This window comes from Paraglaciecola sp. (assembly GCF_051252315.1).
In the GTDB taxonomy this organism is placed as follows: Bacteria; Pseudomonadota; Gammaproteobacteria; order Enterobacterales; family Alteromonadaceae; genus Paraglaciecola.
Map to the genome: position 1 here is coordinate 1 of NZ_JBPOFP010000085.1, position 20,230 is coordinate 20,230.

Sequence of the window (20,230 nt, forward strand, 5' to 3'; positions counted from 1 at the left end):
GCCTATATGGGTTTAAAGATTAGACTGGGTAATAGTCTCAATTTGCTTTTGTAGTACTACTCACCTAAGTTATAGATAAGGCAAGCTATTAATATATTTGTAAATATGCCAAAACTTATAGTGCAACTGGTAATAGTGGTTGTTGCATTAAATTGCAAACACAATCTCGCTAATGAAAACCTTTCAAAAGAAAATTTATCTAAGGAAAGTAAAAGGCTTATGGTATTACTGCCAGAAGGCAGCAAGCGAGCTTTTTGGCAAAACATTATTAGCTATATGAATGCCACTGCTTCAAATTTAGGAATTGAGATAACAGTTCACTTTTTTGAGAAGCCAGACAAAAACAGATATCAAATAAGCGCCTCTGTATCGACGCTGTTAAATAATCAAAAACAAAAGCCAGATATGATTGTGAGTACTTTTTCATTCCTCGCTGAAGATGAAATACTTAATACCCTAAACCCACTCGAAATCCCTTTAATCACTTTTAATACATCAATTCCCGATAATATTTCCCAAATAATAGGTCAACCCAGAGAGAAATACCCTTATTGGTTAGCACACATTTCGCCGGATGATATTTCTGTTGGCTCTCAATTAGCTCACTATCTAATAAATAGCATTCCAGCCAAAGAAAAAAATATGATTGGTCTTGGAGGCTTACAATTTCAATCTACAGGCCTTAGCCGCTCTCTAGGACTACGTCAGGCAGCCCAGAATAATAGAGACACATTCCTAGTACAGGAGGTAGCAATTGATTGGAATGCAAAAGAAGCACAATTGAAAACAAAGGTACTGTTGAACAGACATAAAAACATTAACATTATTTGGGCTGCTGCAGACAATATGGTTGAAGGCGCCATTCAAGCAATTTCTTCTCATTTTCCTAAACTCATTCCAGGAAAAGACATCTGGTTAGGTGGTGTTGATTGGAGTACGTCAGCTGTAAAAAATATAGAGTCCAACAAACAATTAGTCAGTTATGGGGGACATTTTGTTGAAGGTGGTATCGCTATTATTTTGTTATACGACTATCTCAACGGCTTAGATTTTATAGACGATACTGGCGTAACACTCAAAACAAAACTTGCACCTATGACCAAAGATAATGTTGAACATATATCGAAGCAATTACTGCCTTCAAAATGGACTAAAATAGATTTCAAACAATTTACAAAAACCCATAACCCAGCACAGAAAAATTACGATTTAGCCATCGAGCGCTTACTAAATATTTCAACGGTTACGAAGAAGCATTAATCCAAATCCGTTAGCCAAGAAACAGCTAGATTCAGCATTTCATATATGTTCAGCCCATTGAGCAATAGTTATCCTAGTACTAAACGACGCAATATTGATTAAGAGTCATGATAAATAACCAAGATTAAGCGTCATGATAAAAATCATTTAGCTGTCAGTCGACTCTAGGTTATTAATAAATTGCGCCATGCTGACTAGACGTTCACCAACAATAAATTGAATGGTATTTTTGACCCACGACGTTGCAATATTATTGTAATGAATTTTAGCTAACACGCTGACTGTCACCACTAACAATAGTATTGATGATATGGAATAAAACCAGATCATGTGCGGCACTAAATGTTGAAATAAATCAACTCCCCAAAATACGTCAAACCCGATAAAAACGTAAGCCAGATAAAAAGGAACTGACATGAGTAATAACTTGGTTATCTGTAATTTATGAGAACAAACCTGGTAGATGTCTTTTTGCAATTCGCTAATTGGTTTTGCATAATCAATTTTTGAAATGAGAACGATTTGGCCAATGTTTCCAGCCAGTCCAACAATGGCAAAAATATTAAGTACTAAAGCAGAGATCATTGCCGCTGAAACACTAAAATCTTTAGCAATATACTGCCACAACAAAACTATAATATAGAAGAAGGCCGCACTCTCAATAATACGTGCCCACCTCATATTACTCAGCTCTTTGACTTGTTTATTCACTTTCATTTCGGTCAACATTGTTTGGTTTATTTTAATCGCTGCGACAGTGTCACTGTTTTGCTGCTGCCAAACATTTTTAAAATTATCTAAATTCATATTAAGACTCCTGTTTTTCAAATTTATTTTTTAATGTTTCTTTAATCCGACCAATTCGTGTGGCGACATTGGTTTTACTGATACCTAAGCTGCTGGCTATGCTGTCGTATGACTCGCTTTCCAGATAGAGCAGCATAATCGCTTTATTTAACTTATCGAGTTGCGCAATAAATCCATATAATTGCCTCACTTCTTCGCTTCTCTCATCTTCTTGGGATAGATCAGCAATGTGTACAATGCATGCTTCATTTGCATTGGCTCGATCTTCTCTTTTACTGTCCTTTCGGTAATAAGAAATCGCCACATTTAACGCTATTCGGTACATCCAAGTAGAAAATTTATATGCGTTATCGTAGTTGTCATAAGCAAGCCACATGGTGGTTAAAATTTCTTGAGCAAGGTCTTGTCGATCATCTTGATTTTGGCAATACGAGTTCACTATTTTGTAAACAATGCCCTTATGTTGCTCCATTGTCTGAGCAAATAACGCCTTCTTAGTTGTATCCATTCACTCTCACTCTAAAATTCATCATTTGTAATAATCCAATCAGATTGGTCGATTAATAACGATAGCAATATGTTTAAGACCATTAGCCGTTTGTCTGTCTATCATCAAAATATCACCATGACTATAAGTTGGTATTACATCAGTCATCACAGTTACGTACACCTGATAAATATACATATTCTAGCTCCGAGACAACGCCTACATAATCTTCTTAACTAGTTATTCGCAGCTCAGCTGAAATAATCACAAATGTTTATGAAAAAATATTACTTTGGGAAAATACGTCAAATTGAACAAAGGTAATTTGAAGTAAGTACAACACCTTTACCCCTAGTAGGAAAAATATAATACTTGATGCAATTTAACGTCTTAATTAAACGATTACATCTAACTTTATTATCATATGGTTAGTTAACATTCACTGTAAACAAGCACATTGCGGAGATTCAAACCGGACCAAATTTTCTCTAGAAAACTTGATACAATTCGCTGAAGAAAATGGCTTAAAATGACAGTCACTGAGTTAAAAGATAAAACGGAGTAACAATTAGAATGAAACGATTAAGCGCCCCTTGGTACATAGCAACTGCACTAGTTTGCACTTTTTTAGCGTTTGCAACTCATTCTAGTCAATGGTTATTAGTGGAGAATTTCGAACAAAGTGAGTTGAAAAATTGGACTATTGTTGACACTCAAAATGACACCAATCCATTTATTGCCAACCCCCAAATCACCGAAATTAGAACTGAAATTAGAACTGATGATGACAATAAATTTCTCATCAAAAAACCAGCTAAAGATGGCCTTGTGGGTAATCGCAAAGCATTAAGCTTTACCTCACTGCCAAAAACTGTCGACGTCGGACAAATTAATACCTTTTATACTGAAATATCTGTTGAGAGTTTTCCCAATAATCATGCGTTTGGACTAAGTAATTTGAATGCTGAGGGAATTATAAAAAGTGGTTATAACGCTTTCGAACCAATATTAAGAGTTACCGATAAATATGAATCTAATGGTTTTAAAAATGACGGTACCTTAATGGTAAAGGTAGATAGTGATGATAAATACAGACAGTACAGTAAAATCCAAAACTTCAGCGCTGACAAACCTGCCTCTCCATTAAAAACCTCTCAATGGTACAAGATTTGGTTTGTGGTAAATAACAAACTTGTTGTTAATGGTGGGCAAACTTACGATGTGTACGTACAAGGTGGCGAGTTTTTAGAACAAACGTTGGTGTTCAAACAAGCAGACTTTCGTATGAAGCGAGAACTGCCTCTAAATTATTTCTTTGCGATTTGTAATACGGGCTCACATAAAAAACCATATGGTAATGGCGGTCTGCGGTACGATAATATTTACATGAGCAAAGGCATAAACCTATCTCTTCCCAGTGCGCTCCCATTAAAAAAATGAGTGGAATAAAAACAACTTAGAAGTTTAAAGTTTAAAGTTGATAGATAATATAGATTAACCTAGCTTTAGCATTATACCTATAGGGCACATAACTTCTCTAATAGCGTGGTGTAGTATTCAATACTTGGATTATGCTAAGAAGGACATTAATTTACTTTTAGTAAATGGCGGCACTGGGTACCCTTTAGGATAAAGTTAGATTTTATTTGAGGGTAATTTAAGTCTAATTTTTTAGTTACGTATGTTCCAAACCCTACCTCTGAAATCTTATCTACTTTGTTGCTTTGACTTGTAAGCATATCTTTGGGTACGAACACTACCGACTCAAAGAATCCATCAATCCGATTTAAACGAAACATATCCAATAGCTGTTCAGTACTTTTAACATGAATAAAAGAAGTATTTGATGGAACTAAATTTAAAATTAAATCATCAGCAAGCGTTCCTGATCTATAACCCAAAATTAAATTTTGCTGCTTACTTTTGTGTGTAACAAGCATAATCGGTAACTTAACAATATTACCTAAAAAAATACCATGTTTATCACGTAATATAGATTGTGTAACTGGAAAGCCAATATCAACCTCCTCTTTTTCCAGAGCGCTTATTACCCTATCTGGAGAAGGATAAAGAACATATTTAAATCCGGAATTCTGTTCTACTGAATGCTCAAAAAAACAAGTTAAAAATGGACCAAAACGACCTGTAAACTCCCCATCCTCATATTTATATACCTGATCAAACTCAACAAGTCCCACCAAAATGGAATTTTCTGGATTTGGTTTAGTGTTGGAAAAAGTTTTGAAGGAAACCAGCAAAACCATTACCAAAAAATAATACTGAGTTCGGATCATATTTAATAGTTTGCCGACATGATTATGTTGATTAATGACTTATTAAACTATGGTACTAAATTTACACTATGTAAATCATTAATTATTATACAAATTATCTTAACATCTGACTCCTTAGAATAATTGTGCTGCTCAGCTAGAAACTTTTATAAGGTTACGATTATCTTTACTATTTTTTGCTATTCCAATACGCGCTGGCGTAAAGGTTCGATTTATTATAATTGCAGTTTTGGTTTAAAAAAGACTTTAGCTGTTTAACAATACTGGCTTCGGCAGCGATTAGAATTGCGGTGTCGTTAAGGTTTTTATCTTCCTGAGATAAAGCATTAATAAAACCATCCGTCATCTTATCTGTTGTTACAAGCCAATTCAGATCTATCCCTTCGGGTTTAGTGACTACTTGGATATCTTGTTCACTTGGCACTTGAATAAATGCTTTACCTTTTGCACCTGCTGGTAACATTTCAAGAGTCGCGGCGATAACTGGTAGAGCAGTTAAATCACCAAACAACAAATGGTGTGGGGCATTTAAATTTGTATGTTTTACGTCACCAGAGCCAGCAATCCCTAGGTAGTCCCCTACCTGTGCCTGCGCAGCCCAATTACTTGCTAAACCTTGGTGATCATTAATAGCAAAGTCCAAACTTAACGATTTAGTTTGTGGATCAAACTCGCGTATCGTGTAGGAACGCATCCACTTTTTAAACCCCAAATATAAACCTAACTTTGGCTTGGTATCTTTTTTTGCTGGGTTTGGAAATATCACTTTCACATGTGCGCTTTTTTTGCCCGTAGGAAAATCAGCAAGTGAATCTCCCGATAAAACGATACGACGCATATGCGGTGAAAGGTCACTAATCTTTTTAACTTGGGTCATTCTCATTTTTGGCCCCATAACCCGCTCCTTAGTTAATAACCAGATTGCATTCAACAAATGCATTGAATATAGTAGACAATATCAACCATTATCGATATTTAGATGATATTGTCAACCAATGTAAAATCTAAAATTGTGAATTAAGTAACGATGAAATTAAACGACGTTTTATTTGAACTCATGCATACCGTGCGCAATACCATGATGCTAAAACTCAAAAGCTTGCACCCTGAGCTTTCCCCTATGCACTTCAAATCATTAAAGGTGATTACAAAAGTACCGGAATGTACAGGACAAAAACTTGCTGAAAGAATGGGACGAGATAAAGCGCAAATAAATAGATTATTAAAAGAATTAGTCACCAGTGGATTAATCACTAAAACTGAAAACAAGAAAGACAAACGTAGCCAACTCCTTGAATTAACCACCGGTGGCCTAGAAATTATGGCGGGGTATAAGAAAGTCGAAACAGAAGTTTTTGACTCCTTAATTCAGGACATTACGCCACAAGAGCTTAAACAGTTTATTTATTTATCAGAAAAATTAAAAACGAACCTCATAGAAATGCCCTAAAATTAGTTTAGGGCATTGATACAAAGCTTTAAGTGTTGCCTTATACTTTACGCATAATGTGTTGGTGGATACGAACGATTATATCATCGTGATCTTTCTTCCAATTCACTGCATCAGCAAAGTCTTTTACCGATTGAATAGACTGATTGGCAAACTTTCCGTAATTGTTATTTGATTCATCTCGCTCATTCGCAAAAAAGATAAAACGAATCGTGTCGACTAAAGTATCACCTTCCCACATAGAGGTAACAAAGGTTTCTTCTTTTGTCGGATCGAAACCAATCCCCACAATTTCACCATTTAAATTAACGCTGTCTTCTTTATTGTATCGCACTATGGGTGACGCGCTTATACCAAGTAAAGCTGCATGTTTTATGGCGTTCTTTTCTACTGAAGATTTAAACGCATCTTCAATTTTTTGATATAAAGCTTGATATGGCTGATCTAGATCGTAATTTATTTCAGTGTTCTTTAATAACCGACGCGCCATAGGAATACTAACAACCGTATAAGTTAACGAAGTATGATCTTCGCCGATATCAAAGCCCTGTTTTGCATAACGGTCGGCCATCTCTCTAAATGAGTGAGTAATGGTATCTTTTAGTCCTTTTTCTTTAGCGAACAAGTCAAAAGTGATGTGTTGGTGATCACGCACTTTTACGTCGTCTTGAGCTAATCCTAAATTTTCAGAAATTTCTGTGACTGCATTAAATATTTTTTCATGGAATGCTGCACTATTTAGACGAAGTTGTTCCCCTGTAGCTAAGAATAACAACTTAATTTTACGCGCTTTTACCGCTCCATCAAAATACCCTTTAAAGGTCGCATTATGACTTGGACAATAAAAGAAAAATGATTGCTGTTCAGTATGTAATACCTGCTGTTCGCCACTGTAACGTACACGAACCAACTTGTTATTTGCGACTAAGTTAGCGTGACTAACGCCATGTTTTTCGATGGTTTCAAATATCGACACAGCTAATTTTTGGTAAAATTTTTGAAAAGGTTTTTTACTACTGCTATCAATTGAACCGACAACTGTTTCTATTAATTTATCTGTTAATGGAAACTCGGCCAATATGTATTGGTTGTCACGTGAATCCTTGGGTAAATATACTTTGTCGCCAGCACGGTGTTTTCTTAAAATGGATGTAGAGCGTCTCATTTTTCTTTCCTATCTAATTAACTATTGTAATTCTATCATTGTCACATGATTATTTTGTTAAGACTTTAGATATTAAACCTCGGTTGTAGATAGATTGAAACTATTAAATGGCTCACTGTAGTATAAAGCTCTAATATTTATTTTTTAAAGATTAACAACCCCTAGTAATTAATAATACAGTAGGCAGAATACACACAATAGAAATAAATAAACCTAGGATGACAATGGAAGGCAATAAACGAGCAAATATAAAAATTGGTGCAGACGTGTCAATTGTATTGAAGCAAGATCAAAGAACGGGTGAGCTAACGCAGGGGCAAGTTTCTAAAATATTAACCAATTCTGCAAACCATCCACATGGTATAAAAGTGAGACTAGACACCGGAGAAGTGGGTAGAGTAAAAACTATTCACTCGCAATAACTTGATGTTCTAACTTTAACTTAACTAACTTTTGAATAATTTGAATACTTTGTTTTTTGTACACATCTAAATCAATATTCTTATGTGAAAAATTAGGATTTTTGATCACTAATATTTTTCTATGATCTAAATTTGCCTTATTTATTGCTCCTTGCAGCATATCTGACTTAAACAATAGTTCATCATAACTACCGTCATCAAATGCTATTTGCATGCCACGGTTCAAACTATCGAATAGTAGCTTGTTATCTTTGCTCACATAAAAATACATAGCAGAGGGATAGATAAGCAATAGATTTTTTTCAACTGTAAAATTAAGTTCTGGACGAATCTCAATATCTTTCCAAGGCTCATGTGCTCCCAGAGGTAAATAGTCAAAACGTTTCAGATCTAACATTTCCCATAACCGTCGTCCTTGAGTTGAAGTTACCACAGGTAATCCAGCGGCCTTCAATACTTTAGTGTCTCCCCAAAATGCCCCCTGCCCGGCTACTAAAGTCTTTAAGTGTTCAACAGTATTAATCTGATCAAATCTCGATTGTTCGTTCTGTCTAATCACAAATATTCTAAAGCCCATAAGACCTTTAAATATAGGCATCTCGATGTGCTGTAAATAATCTTCAACGGCAGAAGATGCACTTGCCCATTGAATATTAATAACATTTTTTTGAATGAGTTTTGCTTTACGCGCTTCGGTTACAATTTGATCATTTTGTTGATAACAAACATTTGGAAAAACTTTACTGAGAGATAATTGCAAGAGTGAATTAATTAAATTGTCTTTAGTTGACTCTAGTTTAGGCAATTTAACCGTCATATCGCACGCAGCATAACAAAGCGGACTAAAAAGTATCAGGATAATAAAACAGGTCTTTAATAATAATTGAATCATAAACTTAACATACTACAATCCACCACATTAATTATGACTGTATTTTATGTCTCGGTGCAAAGCAAGCGTAGTAATCCGAACTGGGGATGAGCTTAGCCTCTCAATTACGCTCATTGCTTTTAGGTATTAATGTTACTAAAGTCAATTTATCAATTTAAAACATGGTCTTAACATGTCTCAAACTTTAACTGACAAAAATAACTCTGCAAATGAAAATATCGTTCCAAGATGGTTTTTAATTACAAGTATCATTCTATTAATTTGGAACCTAATGGGAGTAATGGCCTTTGCGATGCAAATAACGATGACACCAGAACAAATTTCTGAACTCCCCGCTGGCGAGCAAAACTTATATCAAAACATTCCACTTTGGGTAAACATTGCCTTTGCCTGTGCGGTAATAGGGGGCACCCTTGGGTGTTTGGCATTATGTTTAAAAAAAGCTATAGCCTTACCCATTTTATTAGTGTCAGTGGTGGGAGTGTTAGTGCAAATGTATCACTCATTCTTTATGACAAATTCAATTGACGTTCTAGGATCTACAGCTGTGATAATGCCCAGCATAGTTATCATTGTCGCTTTAATTCTTGTAAGGCTAGCTCAGTTGGCAGGTAATAAGGGGTGGTTAAATTAACACCTACCCCTCCCAAAAAATAACAAAGTCTACCTATATCTTCCCATCACAGTTAACCAAAGGTAAATTCACCAAGACTTGATAAACTTTTCCCTGTTCAATGTTGCTGATACAGGTTCCATCAACTAACACATCGTCTACATACAGCTCTTGTTGGGTGCAAGATTGACTGCGCTGGTACTCGATATTAAAAGTGGCCCCTCTAAATTCTCTACAAACTTTAGCTTGAGGCCAGTCACTCGGTAATTGAGGCGCAATATTCAAACCTTGTTTACACCCCGCCACTCCAAATACTTGCTCTATTAAACATCGGTAAAACCACGATATGGTGCCAGTATTAAACAATTGGCTAGACTTCCCTGCTTCATCAGGAAACTGATAATAAGCGCCTCGATAATAATTAGGTATAAATAAAGGCAATTGGCCTTTTGTGTGTATATCTTCACCAGTAGGTAACATTTTTCTTAATTGAGCAAAAGCTAAGTCGCTTTCCCCAATAATAAATAGGCTATACGCATAAAAAGCACTGGCATGGTTATACACAGAACCATTTTCAGCTGTACCAGGAAATTTTTGCGTGACTCGACCAATGTCTTCTACCATATTGGTAAAACAGGGGGCTAACATCATGCAACCATAAGGAGTATCAAGGTTTTCTTTAATCGCCTTAAGCATTAACGGAACTTGAGAGTCATCCGCAGCACCACTTAATAATGCCCAACTTTGCGGATTTAAGAATATTTTACCTTCTTCATCTTTGCCAATACCAAACACACGTCCGTTGTCGGTAATCCCACGAGCGAAACGGTCTTCAACCCAACAGTGTTGATTCACTTTTTGATTAATATCAGTACTTTGTTTAAGTAAAAAGGTTAAGTCATCTGATAAATTTGGATTAACTAAACGTTGAATGTCGACCCACACTCGTATGGCATAAGCAGAAGCTAAACTTAACCAAGCTGAGACACCTTTACCTTTGTAACCCACCATATTCATCGGATCACACCAATCCCCTTGATTGATATAACTAAGGCCTCGTTCATCTCGGCTTTTATCTAACCACAACATAGCTCTAGTAATATGCTCAGCTACGCTGCTTACCTCGTCACTATCAGCATACTTAATTAACTCATCTAAAATTGCGTAATCACCAGTTTCGTCTAAATACGCCTTAATACAAACAGGTAGCCAAACACAATGATCGGTATGGGGTACTTGATTGATGTATTTAAGTTCAGCCCCTTCTTGAATCAACACACCGTCTGGCATTTCACCGCTAACGTGTTGTTGGCTTAAAGCCAAAATAAAAGCTTGGCGGCTAATGTCTGGCTTGATATACGCCATCCCCATATTATCTTGTAGATAATTTCGGGTCTGCGGATCAGTGGTTAACCGATTGACATCACCATGGTAATACAGTTGTCTGGCTAACCAATGATTCACATAAGCATTTAAATCCGTGTCAGGAGTTTCAATTTGTATTACCCCTTTGCCAAGTGACAAGTACTTTTTAAACTCTTCAGCTCTATTCTCAAACTGTTCACAGCCTTGAGTTAAATATTGCGCTTTGTATTTGCTGATCTGCGCTAAATCTTTAGCTGGGCCAAACAACATATTAATTTGTTTAGATTCATTAGGTTTAAGCTTGGTTTTAAACTGCATCACAGCGGTAGGTGTACAATAATTAGCAACACTATTATTCAAAGTATGTTGTTGAATAGCAGAAGGATTATGCAATCCTCCCTCACCTTCAAAACTATGTTGAGTAGTTTCCCAGGCATCAGCTGGTACATCTGCCGCTAAAAAAGTCAATTCATGTAAACTTTGATTTTTAAAATAGTCTTGTACCTTTTGATAAGGTTCAATACTCCTACAAACCACGGCATTTAACGCAGGTTCGAACTTGCCCGACTGGTTCATCCAAGAGCGATAACCAACAGGAAAATACGGGTAAACGCTTAACTCTCTGACACGTCCAGATAAATCTTCCAGCGAAATCTGCCAACACTCCAATGCGGTTTCTGTGGGTAAACGCAAACATAAGGTTAACCTGATTTGGTTAAATTCAGATATCCAAGTAATTTGATGTGGTTCAGGAATAAATTCAAAGCGAGTTAAATTAGCCCTAACAGGCTCATAAGGGGCAGAGAAAACACTCCCATCAACATTGTCTTTAACATAAACAAAACGTCCTGGGTGGTTAGCATAATATGGCTGTTCTGGTTGCATAAAGGTTTTAGCTTCAAATGCAGGTCCCGAGACATACTTTCCTGCATCGGGTTGCATAAATTGAGCTAAAGCATAACCTCTGCAGTTTGCTTGTATCAGCATGTTTTGGTTCCACAAAAAACCACTCGCATTAGGTAGTATTTTGGGACACTTTAATACATATCGAGCGCCATCTAACTGACGCTCAACCATAGATGAATCACTGTTAAACATACTAGTGAGATCCCTTCTCATTATATTTAAGGTCTGCATGTAAGCTGTCCATTTGCGCTTTATCAAGAGGATAAAAACGTATGACTAATACAGAAATAATGGCAAACACACCTGGCGTGACACTCATAAGTAACAATATGCCATGTTCAGAACCTGCTGTTTGCGCCTGATTAGCTACATAACCTAATGCGCCTAACGTCCAACCAATCATAGCACCAGCTAAGGCTCCACCTAGTTTTTGCGAGAAAGATGCCGCAGAAAAAACCATTGCGGTTGCTCGTCTACCTGTTTTCCATTCTGAATAATCAGCTGTATCTGCATACATAGAGAAAACCAAAGGAGATTTAGGACCTAAACACAATCCTATTAAGGCATGGAGGGTGAACATCAACCAAATTTGATCCGCTGGAACAAAATAAAAAGCAAAAGAGAAAATAGCTACGGCACTCATTAAAATGACCAATAATTTTTTCTTATCGAAGATCTTGGTTAATAAAGGTGCACTCGCAGCACCTATCAATAATGAAACCATATAAACGGTTAAGAAATTCCCAATTAGATCTTCTCTACCGACAAAGTATTTAAAGTAAAAAGCACCTGAACTTCCACGTAATGTAATAGTCACCATAATCACAGATGTTAAGCAGAACAATACAACCCAAGGTTTATTTTTAAACAAGTCTAGAATGTCTCGCTTAATTGGCGTCACTTCTTTTTGCGGAGGTTCAATACGCTCTTTAGTCATCAAAAAGGTGATAGTAAATAAAACGATAGCAATTGCGCCATACAAAGCCATGGTGAGCTGCCAGCCTAGTTTTTCATCGCCTTGACCAAACCATTCAACTAACGTTAATGTGTATTGTGATACAAAAATACCACCAGAAAATGCACCAATAAAACGGAAGCTAGCTAACATAGTACGCTGTTGAGTATTAGGTGTAATAACCCCTAACAAAGCGCCATATGGAATATTAATAAATGTATACGCCATCATCATTAATATATAAGTTCCGTAGGCATAAAGTAATTTTCCACCTTCACCAATATCAGGCACGGTAAACGTTAATACACCAGCTCCAGCTATTGGCAGCGCGCCCCACAAAAGATAAGGCCTAAACTTACCAAACTTTGTTTTTGTTCTGTCAGCTAACGCGCCCATCATTGGGTCGGTAAACGCATCGGTGATCCTTGTCACCAACATCATGGTTCCTACGGCCGCAGCAGGAAGCCCAAACACATCAGTATAAAAATATATGAGAAACCCACTGAACACTCCCCAGTATAAATTACTAGCAGTATCCCCTACTGCATAGCCTGTTTTTTCACCCAGTGACAAGGTTTGATTGCTCGGTACATCAGCCATTTAAGGCTCCTTTTGCGAATGCATTAAAAATCTGTAGCGAATTATAAACATTTATTTAACATTATTGAAAACGATTTCATAAAAAAATATAAATTACTTGGAATTAAAATATAAATCGAGGTAATTTATTTGAATAAAAGGGATTGCGAACAACCCTAAAACGTATGTATGTGGAAAGGTTACAAATTGTTTTATAAAAATAGCCCCTATTAAAATCAGCTTATTAATCTAAAGAAGTTTATTTAGGCTTTTGCTAAGCTGTAAAATGTGTCTATCTTTTTACATAGAGAAGTTTTCAGTTAGACAAACTTTACGACAATTAAATTTAGCAAACACATACCTCAATATGAGAGACATTAATGAGCCAAACAATTGAAATATCAGCACTATTACCAGGTATGTATGTGCTTAGAGTGAGTAAACAGAAAGGCGAACTAAAGGTTACTGCTTCGGGCAAAGTCAAAGACCAAGACTATATTGCCCATATGATTGATAAGGGAGTATTGGAAGTAGAAGTTGACCTCGATAAAAGCTCTCATGTAGAAGTAGACGATACTGATAAGGAAGACGATTATACAAATGCTGCGGGGCTTTCTTATAACCAACAGCTAGAAATGTCTTTGAAGTTACATGAACAAGCCATGGGTATTCACAAGAGAGTTTTTAAACGAGTATCAAAAGGCAAGTTACTTCATTTAGAAGAAGCTGGCGAAATAACTGAAAAATTAATAACCACAGCTTTTGAATGCGATGACGCGTTAACACTGGTGACATTGCTAAATGAAGATTCTGAATACTTTTTAGAACACAGCATAAATTGTGCATTATTAATGGTGGTATTTGGTCGTTTTCTGGGTTTGGAAAAATCTAAACTCCATCAATTAGGGGTCGGTGCATTGTTAATGGATATTGGCATGATGAAACTGCCTCTATTACTTACCCAAAAACAAGGTCCATTGACCGATGCCGAAGAAACCAAAATGCAAACTCATATTGATATTGCATTAGCTTTAATAGAACCCATTGGCCATATAGACGACATTAGCATTCAGGTCATTAGGCAGCACCATGAAAGATTAGATGGGACTGGTTACCCAGATGGGCTGCAAGACAAACAAATATCACTCTATGGGCGCATGGCTGCAATCGTTGACACCTATGATTCAATGACAACTGAACGCCCTTACCGAGCAGCGATTCAACCCACACAAGCTTTACTAAAAATGAGTAGCGAAGAGCTAGGGTTAGATCAAGAGTTAATTAATAAGTTTACCACTTGTATTGGTGCTTACCCCATTGGTTCTGTCGTCAAGTTAGATAATAATAAACTTGCGATGGTAATAAGATTAAACCAAAAACAACCTTTAAAACCCGTGGTTATGGTGTTCTACGATATAAATACTCGAAACGAATTAGCGAATAGAATTGACTTATCTGCTGCAGCTATTGAGATTAAAGGTAGTGTATCTATGGACAATGTCACACTAAGCATGCCACAACTGCTCACCAAAGCTTTATCTTTATAGGAAAACCGATTAGCTACGGAGCACCCAATCGGCTGACTCCTAGCATTCGGTCACGTCCTACCAATCAGTGAGCGCAGCCATAGAAAATTCATGTCCTGAGTAATTTAAGATCACAAGTTGAGGTTCAATGCTTATGATTTTAACTTTTTGCTGAATGACGTCTCCCTCAACCATTTTACTACCATTTACCCTCAACCATCTGTCGTTTGGGTTTGACGCATACATATGAGCTGAGAATGACATACTTGGTAACTCCGTCATCACCCAGGCGGGTAATTGATCGACTCGTGGCACTTGGTTCAAGCTATTTTGATCTTGTGAATTGGTTTTAGTATCAAGTTCACTTTGCGAAGATTCCGAAACTTGCGCGATAGCCTGATTAAATTTCTTTAATAACTCATTAGATATTTGAGGTGTGCTTTGGCTAACTTGAGGCGATTCAGTTTTGCTTTCACTTGGTACTGAGTTCGTTACCTTACTGGAGCTATCAATATCATTCGGATCAGCTTGAGGTTGAATTGGAATGACTTCTTTTACTTGCGGTAAAGAGACTTCCACAGTTTTAGTCTCGTCTGGAGTTTTAGTGTCCATTTCAACGTCTTTTATTGACGGAATTAGTTTACCACTTTCAACCAACTTATTAGAGGAAGCCTCTGGCTCTGCAGCTTGTAAAATAACTGTTTTTGATGCAAACATGGAAACAAAAAGCTGATAATTTGCTATCGACCATCCTAAACCAAAACCACCAAACGCCATCACAGCAACTAGCCCACATTTCTTTGCGAAGTATTGCCAAGCGGACGGAATGTCCTGAACTGTAGGTAAAAATAAACTACGATGAAATTGGCTAGCTAAATTGTCTTCTATTCGGCTGTTAGCCAAAGTATTGCTTTGTAGCATTTTCTGGGTAGCAGATTTATTGACTATTTCTTGGTTAATCGTTTGATTTGGGGTGTTTGTAGTTTCAAATTCAACGGTTTGATCAGGATCAATAGCAACTTGTTGAATTCCCATTTCAATCAAACCTTGCACCATTTCAACACTGGTCACTAAGCCTGACTTCTTAATCTTAATCGGGCCATTTTGTTTCACCACACTTGTAATCATCATGCCCGGAACAAGGTTTTGAATATCTATGGTTTGAAGTTGTTGTGAATTAGCCATTTAGCGACCCCAGCATGTATCCCAATAATACTGAAACCGTAAATACAGCGATTAAAGAATAAGTCCACATTTTACCCCGGCGTTGTTTAACCACATCAGCACCTAGTATTTGCTCTGCAGCGGCAAAAAAGATGTGTTGTGGAACCACAGGTAATTGTTTAGTAAACGTCAGAGTTAAAGCTCTATCACATAACAAATTGATAACACGAGGGATCCCTCCGGTTATGTGAAATGCCGCTTTAATCGTGGATTTAGAAAAAATACTAATATCGCCATTGGCCACGCCTAATCTATGACTGATATAAGAACCCACCTCTGCCGCGGTAAGGGGCAATAAATGATAACGAGCGGTTATTCTTTGCGCCAATTGACGTAACTCATTACGCTTTAATAGCTGTTGAAGTTCAGGTTGGCCAATTAATACCACCTTTAATAACTTCTCACGGTTAGTTTCAAGGTTAGTTAATAAACGTAACTGCTCTAGGACCTCAGGTTGTAAATGTTGAGCTTCGTCCACAATCAAAACGGTATTAATGCCCTGCTCATGATTGTTTGCTAATTTGGTTAATATTTGATCGGTAAAGTACTTTAAACTGGCATGTTCTTGTTTGTAAGTGATACCTAATTCGTTACAAATGGTTCCTAATAACTCCAGTGCCGATAAGGTTGGATTAAGGATCATAGCCACTTGTGTATTTTCGGGTAATTGCTGCATTAGTTTTCTAGATACAGTGGTTTTACCTGTTCCAACTTCGCCGGTTAACATCACAAAACCACCACTTTCCCTGAGCCCAAATATCAAATGGGCTAAGGCTTCTTTATGTCGCGGACTCATATACAAATAGTCGGGATTAGGTGCAATTGAAAACGGATTATCGTTCAATCCAAAATAACTTAGATACATAAGGGTAATGACAGTCCATTAATTATTATCAGAATGAGAGTTAAACCTTCATTCAAGAGGCGAGGATAAACTACCCAGTTAACTGAATATTGTCAAAGATCAGTTACAACTTTTCAGGCATAATATCACCATGAATTATTTAAAAGCATTCCGTAGCACAAGATGCAAAAATACTTAGTTGGTGGCGCAGTGCGCGATAAGTTACTCGGGCGACCGGTTAAAGATCGTGATTGGGTAGTCGTAGGCAGCACACCACAACAAATGTTAGATCTTGGGTACCAAGCTGTAGGTGCCGACTTTCCGGTCTTCTTACATCCCAAATCAAAAGAAGAGTATGCTCTGGCCCGCATTGAACGTAAAAATGGTCAAGGTTATACAGGCTTCAGCTGTGACGCTTCTGCAAATGTGACTTTAGAAGAAGATTTATTACGTCGTGACTTAACTATCAATGCAATGGCCATGGATCAAACCGGCAATATTATTGATCCCTACAATGGCCAAACAGACTTAGCCAACAAACAGCTGCGCCATGTGTCAAATGCATTTATTGAAGACCCGCTTCGAGTATTACGTGTCGCTCGATTTGCCGCACGTTATCACAATTTAGGTTTTACCATTGCCACTGAAACCTTCAGTTTAATGAGTGAAATTGTCAAAGCTGGTGAATTACAAACACTCAGTGCGGAACGAGTTTGGCAAGAAACCGCTAGAGCATTATTAGAAGATCATCCAGAAGTGTACCTAAACAACATCAGAGGCTGCGGAGCGTTAGAAATTTGGTTTCCTGAGTTGGCGGCTTTATGGGGAATACCAAATCCGGCTAAGTGGCATCCAGAAATTGATACAGGCATACACACCATTATGGTTATGCAGCAAGCTGCCAAGTTGTCCAACAAACTGACAGTACGTTATGCGGCCTTGGTTCATGATTTAGGTAAGGCTCTCACGCCACCAGACAAGTGGCCTTCTCATCATGGTCACGAAAAGCTTGGCTTAAAGCCAATCAAAGAACTAAGTAAACGCCTAAAAGTGCCTAACGAATGCAGAGATTTAGGTTTATTAGTGAGTGAATATCATAGCCATATTCATCGAGCATTTGAGTTAAAGCCCAGTACTATTTTAGGGGTACTAAACCGATGTGACGTGTGGCGCAAACCACAACGATTTGAAGAGTTATTAACTGCCTGCAAAGCGGACGCTAGAGGAAGAACCACCTTTGAAGACTCGACATATTCCCAAGCAGATTACATATGGCAATGTTATCAATCTGCAGTTGAAATAGATGTCAAAGCAATACTTGCTACCGGATTAAAAGGCGCAGCTATAAAACAAGAGCTTGATAAACAAAGATTAGTAGCCATAACTAACACCAAAGCTAATTTCACCATTCCAACTAATTAATCACAGGAACCTTTATGTTAACTTCGACTCAACTTTCCACCATGTTAACCCTTCAAGATGGCATGAATAAAAAGGTCAATCCAGACTGGTTAAATGCAGGCTACGCCTATTTACGTGCTGCTATGATTGAGTCAGTTGAAGGTATAGAACACCATGGTTGGAAGTGGTGGAAAGCCCAACAAAAAGATTTACCGCAATTACAAATGGAATTGGTCGATATCTGGCATTTTGCCTTGTCACACATCATTATCGGTTTTGATGGCGACATTGCACAATCAGCAACAACTATTGCCGAAGAACTCGCCTCAAAACGCAACCAAGTAACATTTGACGGCAAGGATTATGACTTTACTCAACAAGACATTTTAGACAACCTAGAACTTATGGCTGGCTTGTGTGCTGCTAAACGTTTTGATGTTCCTTTATTTATCAAAATAGTTGAACAAGCGGAAATGAATTCAGACGAATTATACCGCCAATATGTGGGTAAAAATGTTTTAAACTTTTTCCGTCAAGACCATGGATACAAAGACGGCACTTACATTAAAATTTGGAATGATCGTGAAGACAACGAACATCTAGTTGACGTATTAAATAGCCTTGACATTAATTTGGCTGACTACAGTGACCAAGTATACGTGGGCCTTAAACAACGTTACCCAAGTTAATCGCTAAGTACTAGGAGACTAGAAAACAAACAGGCGGTGGTGAGCATCATCGCCTCAGTGTTTAGTTTTTTCTTTATGCCTTTCACTTATCTTTTACAAAGTTTGCTTAGCATTTTCACCGACAACATTAATCTCTAATTGATCACTTTCAGCCTGCTTATCCGCTTCAATTAACTGCTGATTTGACAGGGACAAACTCGACTCAGTGTCCGGCATTGTTTTTACACGATCACCGATTTCCAATTTATAACTAGCGCGCCCTAATTCTACACCGGCTTTATAAGCAGCTCTTTGATCAATTGACGTTTGTAGAGTTTGATTGATTTCTGTTAGACGATTATGGGTGGTTAATCCCATTTTATAGGCTTTATTATTTAATTCATTGTATCTAGCCATGGCAAGCAAAGCATGTTGGGCTGCTGCGTCTTGCCTAGCTTGTTGTTTAGCGTTAAATGAAGCCTCATATTTAGCCTCTTTCTTCCTAGCTTCTTGTTCAGCCCAGGCAAACGCTTTTTGGCTAGCATCTTGATAAACCTCTGCAGTAATATTCACCTGTAGTTGAGCATGATTAAAACTAATCACTAGAGTTTTGTTAATAAATGGAATATCAATATCGTAACGCACCACACTGTCTTTGCTTACTAATTCATAAACGTTTGCTGTCACCCAAGAGATTGTAGATTTAAGCAAACGCGTTTTAAAATCGGAGGCAATATTATTATTCACTTGGCCAGAATAATTAGAGTCTAATGAAAGGTGAGTAATTGTTTTATTTGAGATCGCTTCCGCAGCACTTGAAGAGCCCAATCCACCCGCAGTATAAAAAACGCTAGCAATAATTATTGATGCAACTAGGCGTTTTCTAGCATGATTACATGTAGACCTATTCTGAATAGATTTTGCGCTAATGATTAACTGATTAGGTTGAATAATTTGCAGGATTTTATCTTGCATAACTCAGTTACACCTCAAAAATTAGATATAGGTTTATTTAGGCTCAAATAAAACAGGAAGTAAAGGTAAAAATTTAACACCAAACTAACAGACCAGTTGTAAATCACCTTCCCTAATACACAGCAAAAAGTTAACGTTCTCTATCAAGAGAGGACGCTAAATGTCATAAAACCAACATGATTCTTAAACTAAATGGTCACAAAAAATCATTAATCTTGTAAACAATTTAGCCTATTTAGGACTGTTATGTTTACCGTGTCAGATGTACTTGAAAAACACTATCCAAGTTTGGCAAACAAGCCAGTATTGTTGAAACCTTTGACCTTTGTGTTACGGCATTTGTTACACGAAAAAGACATGCAAGCTTTTGCAAAAGACTATCCAAACCATCAAGGAA

Annotated in this window: 19 protein-coding genes; 8 read left to right on the plus strand and 11 right to left on the minus strand. The window is 37.2% G+C overall.

Annotation, left to right across the window (positions count from 1 at the left end; all coding sequences use genetic code 11):
- Positions 1-105 precede the first annotated feature (105 nt).
- A complete protein-coding gene (locus ACSHXM_RS15395; RefSeq protein ID WP_435690015.1) occupies positions 106-1,260 on the plus strand; it encodes an ABC transporter substrate-binding protein in 1,155 nt (384 codons plus the stop codon).
- A 147-nt stretch (positions 1,261-1,407) separates the two neighbouring features.
- On the opposite strand, the gene ACSHXM_RS15400 is transcribed toward ACSHXM_RS15395, so the two are convergent.
- Both ACSHXM_RS15400 and ACSHXM_RS15405 read right to left on the minus strand, forming a co-directional pair.
- Positions 1,408-2,067, minus strand: coding sequence for a hypothetical protein (locus ACSHXM_RS15400; protein ID WP_435690017.1), 660 nt, complete (start codon positions 2,065-2,067; stop codon positions 1,408-1,410).
- Between the two features lies 1 nt (position 2,068).
- Complete coding sequence (locus ACSHXM_RS15405; RefSeq protein ID WP_435690019.1) at positions 2,069-2,575, minus strand: RNA polymerase sigma factor; 507 nt, start codon at positions 2,573-2,575, stop codon at positions 2,069-2,071.
- 552 nt (positions 2,576-3,127) lie between these two features.
- On the opposite strand from ACSHXM_RS15405, the gene ACSHXM_RS15410 reads away from it, so the two are divergent.
- Positions 3,128-3,994: a hypothetical protein gene (locus ACSHXM_RS15410; RefSeq protein ID WP_435690022.1), complete on the plus strand. Its 867-nt coding sequence runs from the start codon at positions 3,128-3,130 to the stop codon at positions 3,992-3,994.
- A 146-nt stretch (positions 3,995-4,140) separates the two neighbouring features.
- Here the strand turns inward: ACSHXM_RS15410 and ACSHXM_RS15415 are convergent, their stop codons facing one another.
- Both ACSHXM_RS15415 and ACSHXM_RS15420 read right to left on the minus strand, forming a co-directional pair.
- Positions 4,141-4,848 carry a hypothetical protein gene (locus ACSHXM_RS15415; RefSeq protein WP_435690027.1) on the minus strand — a complete coding sequence of 236 codons (708 nt, stop codon included), beginning with the start codon at positions 4,846-4,848 and terminating at the stop codon, positions 4,141-4,143.
- 169 nt (positions 4,849-5,017) lie between these two features.
- Entirely contained in the window at positions 5,018-5,743 is a 726-nt protein-coding gene (locus ACSHXM_RS15420) for a siderophore-interacting protein (protein ID WP_435690029.1), read from the minus strand.
- 132 nt (positions 5,744-5,875) lie between these two features.
- Here ACSHXM_RS15420 and ACSHXM_RS15425 point away from each other — a divergent pair, with 132 nt between their 5' ends.
- Positions 5,876-6,298 (plus strand): MarR family winged helix-turn-helix transcriptional regulator, encoded by a 423-nt coding sequence (locus ACSHXM_RS15425; RefSeq protein ID WP_435690032.1) that lies wholly within the window; start codon positions 5,876-5,878, stop codon positions 6,296-6,298.
- A gap of 40 nt (positions 6,299-6,338) precedes the next feature.
- On the opposite strand, the gene ACSHXM_RS15430 is transcribed toward ACSHXM_RS15425, so the two are convergent.
- Positions 6,339-7,463, minus strand: a complete 1,125-nt coding sequence (locus tag ACSHXM_RS15430) for a DUF3083 family protein (protein ID WP_435690034.1) — start codon at positions 7,461-7,463, stop codon at positions 6,339-6,341.
- 224 nt (positions 7,464-7,687) lie between these two features.
- Between ACSHXM_RS15430 and ACSHXM_RS15435 the strand changes: the two genes are divergently transcribed.
- The gene (locus ACSHXM_RS15435; RefSeq protein ID WP_435690036.1) at positions 7,688-7,885 is read left to right on the plus strand and encodes a YwbE family protein; all 198 of its coding nucleotides are present in this window, start codon (positions 7,688-7,690) and stop codon (positions 7,883-7,885) included.
- Here the strand turns inward: ACSHXM_RS15435 and ACSHXM_RS15440 are convergent.
- A complete protein-coding gene (locus tag ACSHXM_RS15440) occupies positions 7,869-8,702 on the minus strand; it encodes a diguanylate cyclase (RefSeq protein WP_435690038.1) in 834 nt (277 codons plus the stop codon). The genes ACSHXM_RS15435 and ACSHXM_RS15440 overlap by 17 nt on opposite strands.
- A 247-nt stretch (positions 8,703-8,949) precedes the next feature.
- Here ACSHXM_RS15440 and ACSHXM_RS15445 point away from each other — a divergent pair, with 247 nt between their 5' ends.
- Positions 8,950-9,411 carry a hypothetical protein gene (locus ACSHXM_RS15445; RefSeq protein ID WP_435690040.1) on the plus strand — a complete coding sequence of 154 codons (462 nt, stop codon included), beginning with the start codon at positions 8,950-8,952 and terminating at the stop codon, positions 9,409-9,411.
- Between the two features lie 33 nt (positions 9,412-9,444).
- Here ACSHXM_RS15445 and ACSHXM_RS15450 read toward each other — a convergent pair whose 3' ends face one another.
- Together ACSHXM_RS15450 and ACSHXM_RS15455 are read right to left on the minus strand one after the other, a co-directional pair.
- Positions 9,445-11,853, minus strand: coding sequence for a GH36-type glycosyl hydrolase domain-containing protein (locus ACSHXM_RS15450; protein WP_435690042.1), 2,409 nt, complete (start codon positions 11,851-11,853; stop codon positions 9,445-9,447).
- A 1-nt stretch (position 11,854) separates the two neighbouring features.
- Positions 11,855-13,216 (minus strand): MFS transporter, encoded by a 1,362-nt coding sequence (locus tag ACSHXM_RS15455; protein ID WP_435690045.1) that lies wholly within the window; start codon positions 13,214-13,216, stop codon positions 11,855-11,857.
- A 359-nt stretch (positions 13,217-13,575) separates the two neighbouring features.
- On the opposite strand from ACSHXM_RS15455, the gene ACSHXM_RS15460 reads away from it, so the two are divergent.
- Positions 13,576-14,742, plus strand: a complete 1,167-nt coding sequence (locus ACSHXM_RS15460) for an HD-GYP domain-containing protein (RefSeq protein WP_435690047.1) — start codon at positions 13,576-13,578, stop codon at positions 14,740-14,742.
- A 57-nt stretch (positions 14,743-14,799) separates the two neighbouring features.
- On the opposite strand, the gene ACSHXM_RS15465 is transcribed toward ACSHXM_RS15460, so the two are convergent.
- Both ACSHXM_RS15465 and ACSHXM_RS15470 read right to left on the minus strand, forming a co-directional pair.
- Entirely contained in the window at positions 14,800-15,906 is a 1,107-nt protein-coding gene (locus ACSHXM_RS15465; protein WP_435690049.1) for a general secretion pathway protein GspB, read from the minus strand.
- Positions 15,899-16,810, minus strand: coding sequence for an ExeA family protein (locus tag ACSHXM_RS15470; protein WP_435690051.1), 912 nt, complete (start codon positions 16,808-16,810; stop codon positions 15,899-15,901). Before ACSHXM_RS15470 ends, ACSHXM_RS15465 begins: the two co-directional genes overlap by 8 nt.
- A 162-nt stretch (positions 16,811-16,972) precedes the next feature.
- Here ACSHXM_RS15470 and ACSHXM_RS15475 point away from each other — a divergent pair, with 162 nt between their 5' ends.
- Both ACSHXM_RS15475 and ACSHXM_RS15480 read left to right on the plus strand, forming a co-directional pair.
- Complete coding sequence (locus ACSHXM_RS15475) at positions 16,973-18,211, plus strand: multifunctional CCA addition/repair protein (protein ID WP_435690054.1); 1,239 nt, start codon at positions 16,973-16,975, stop codon at positions 18,209-18,211.
- A gap of 14 nt (positions 18,212-18,225) precedes the next feature.
- On the plus strand, positions 18,226-18,879 hold the full coding sequence (locus ACSHXM_RS15480; protein WP_435690056.1) for a dUTP diphosphatase: 654 nt from the start codon (positions 18,226-18,228) through the stop codon (positions 18,877-18,879).
- Positions 18,880-18,972: 93 nt separating this feature from the next.
- On the opposite strand, the gene ACSHXM_RS15485 is transcribed toward ACSHXM_RS15480, so the two are convergent.
- Entirely contained in the window at positions 18,973-19,833 is an 861-nt protein-coding gene (locus ACSHXM_RS15485) for a hypothetical protein (protein WP_435690058.1), read from the minus strand.
- Positions 19,834-20,230: the final 397 nt, after the last annotated feature.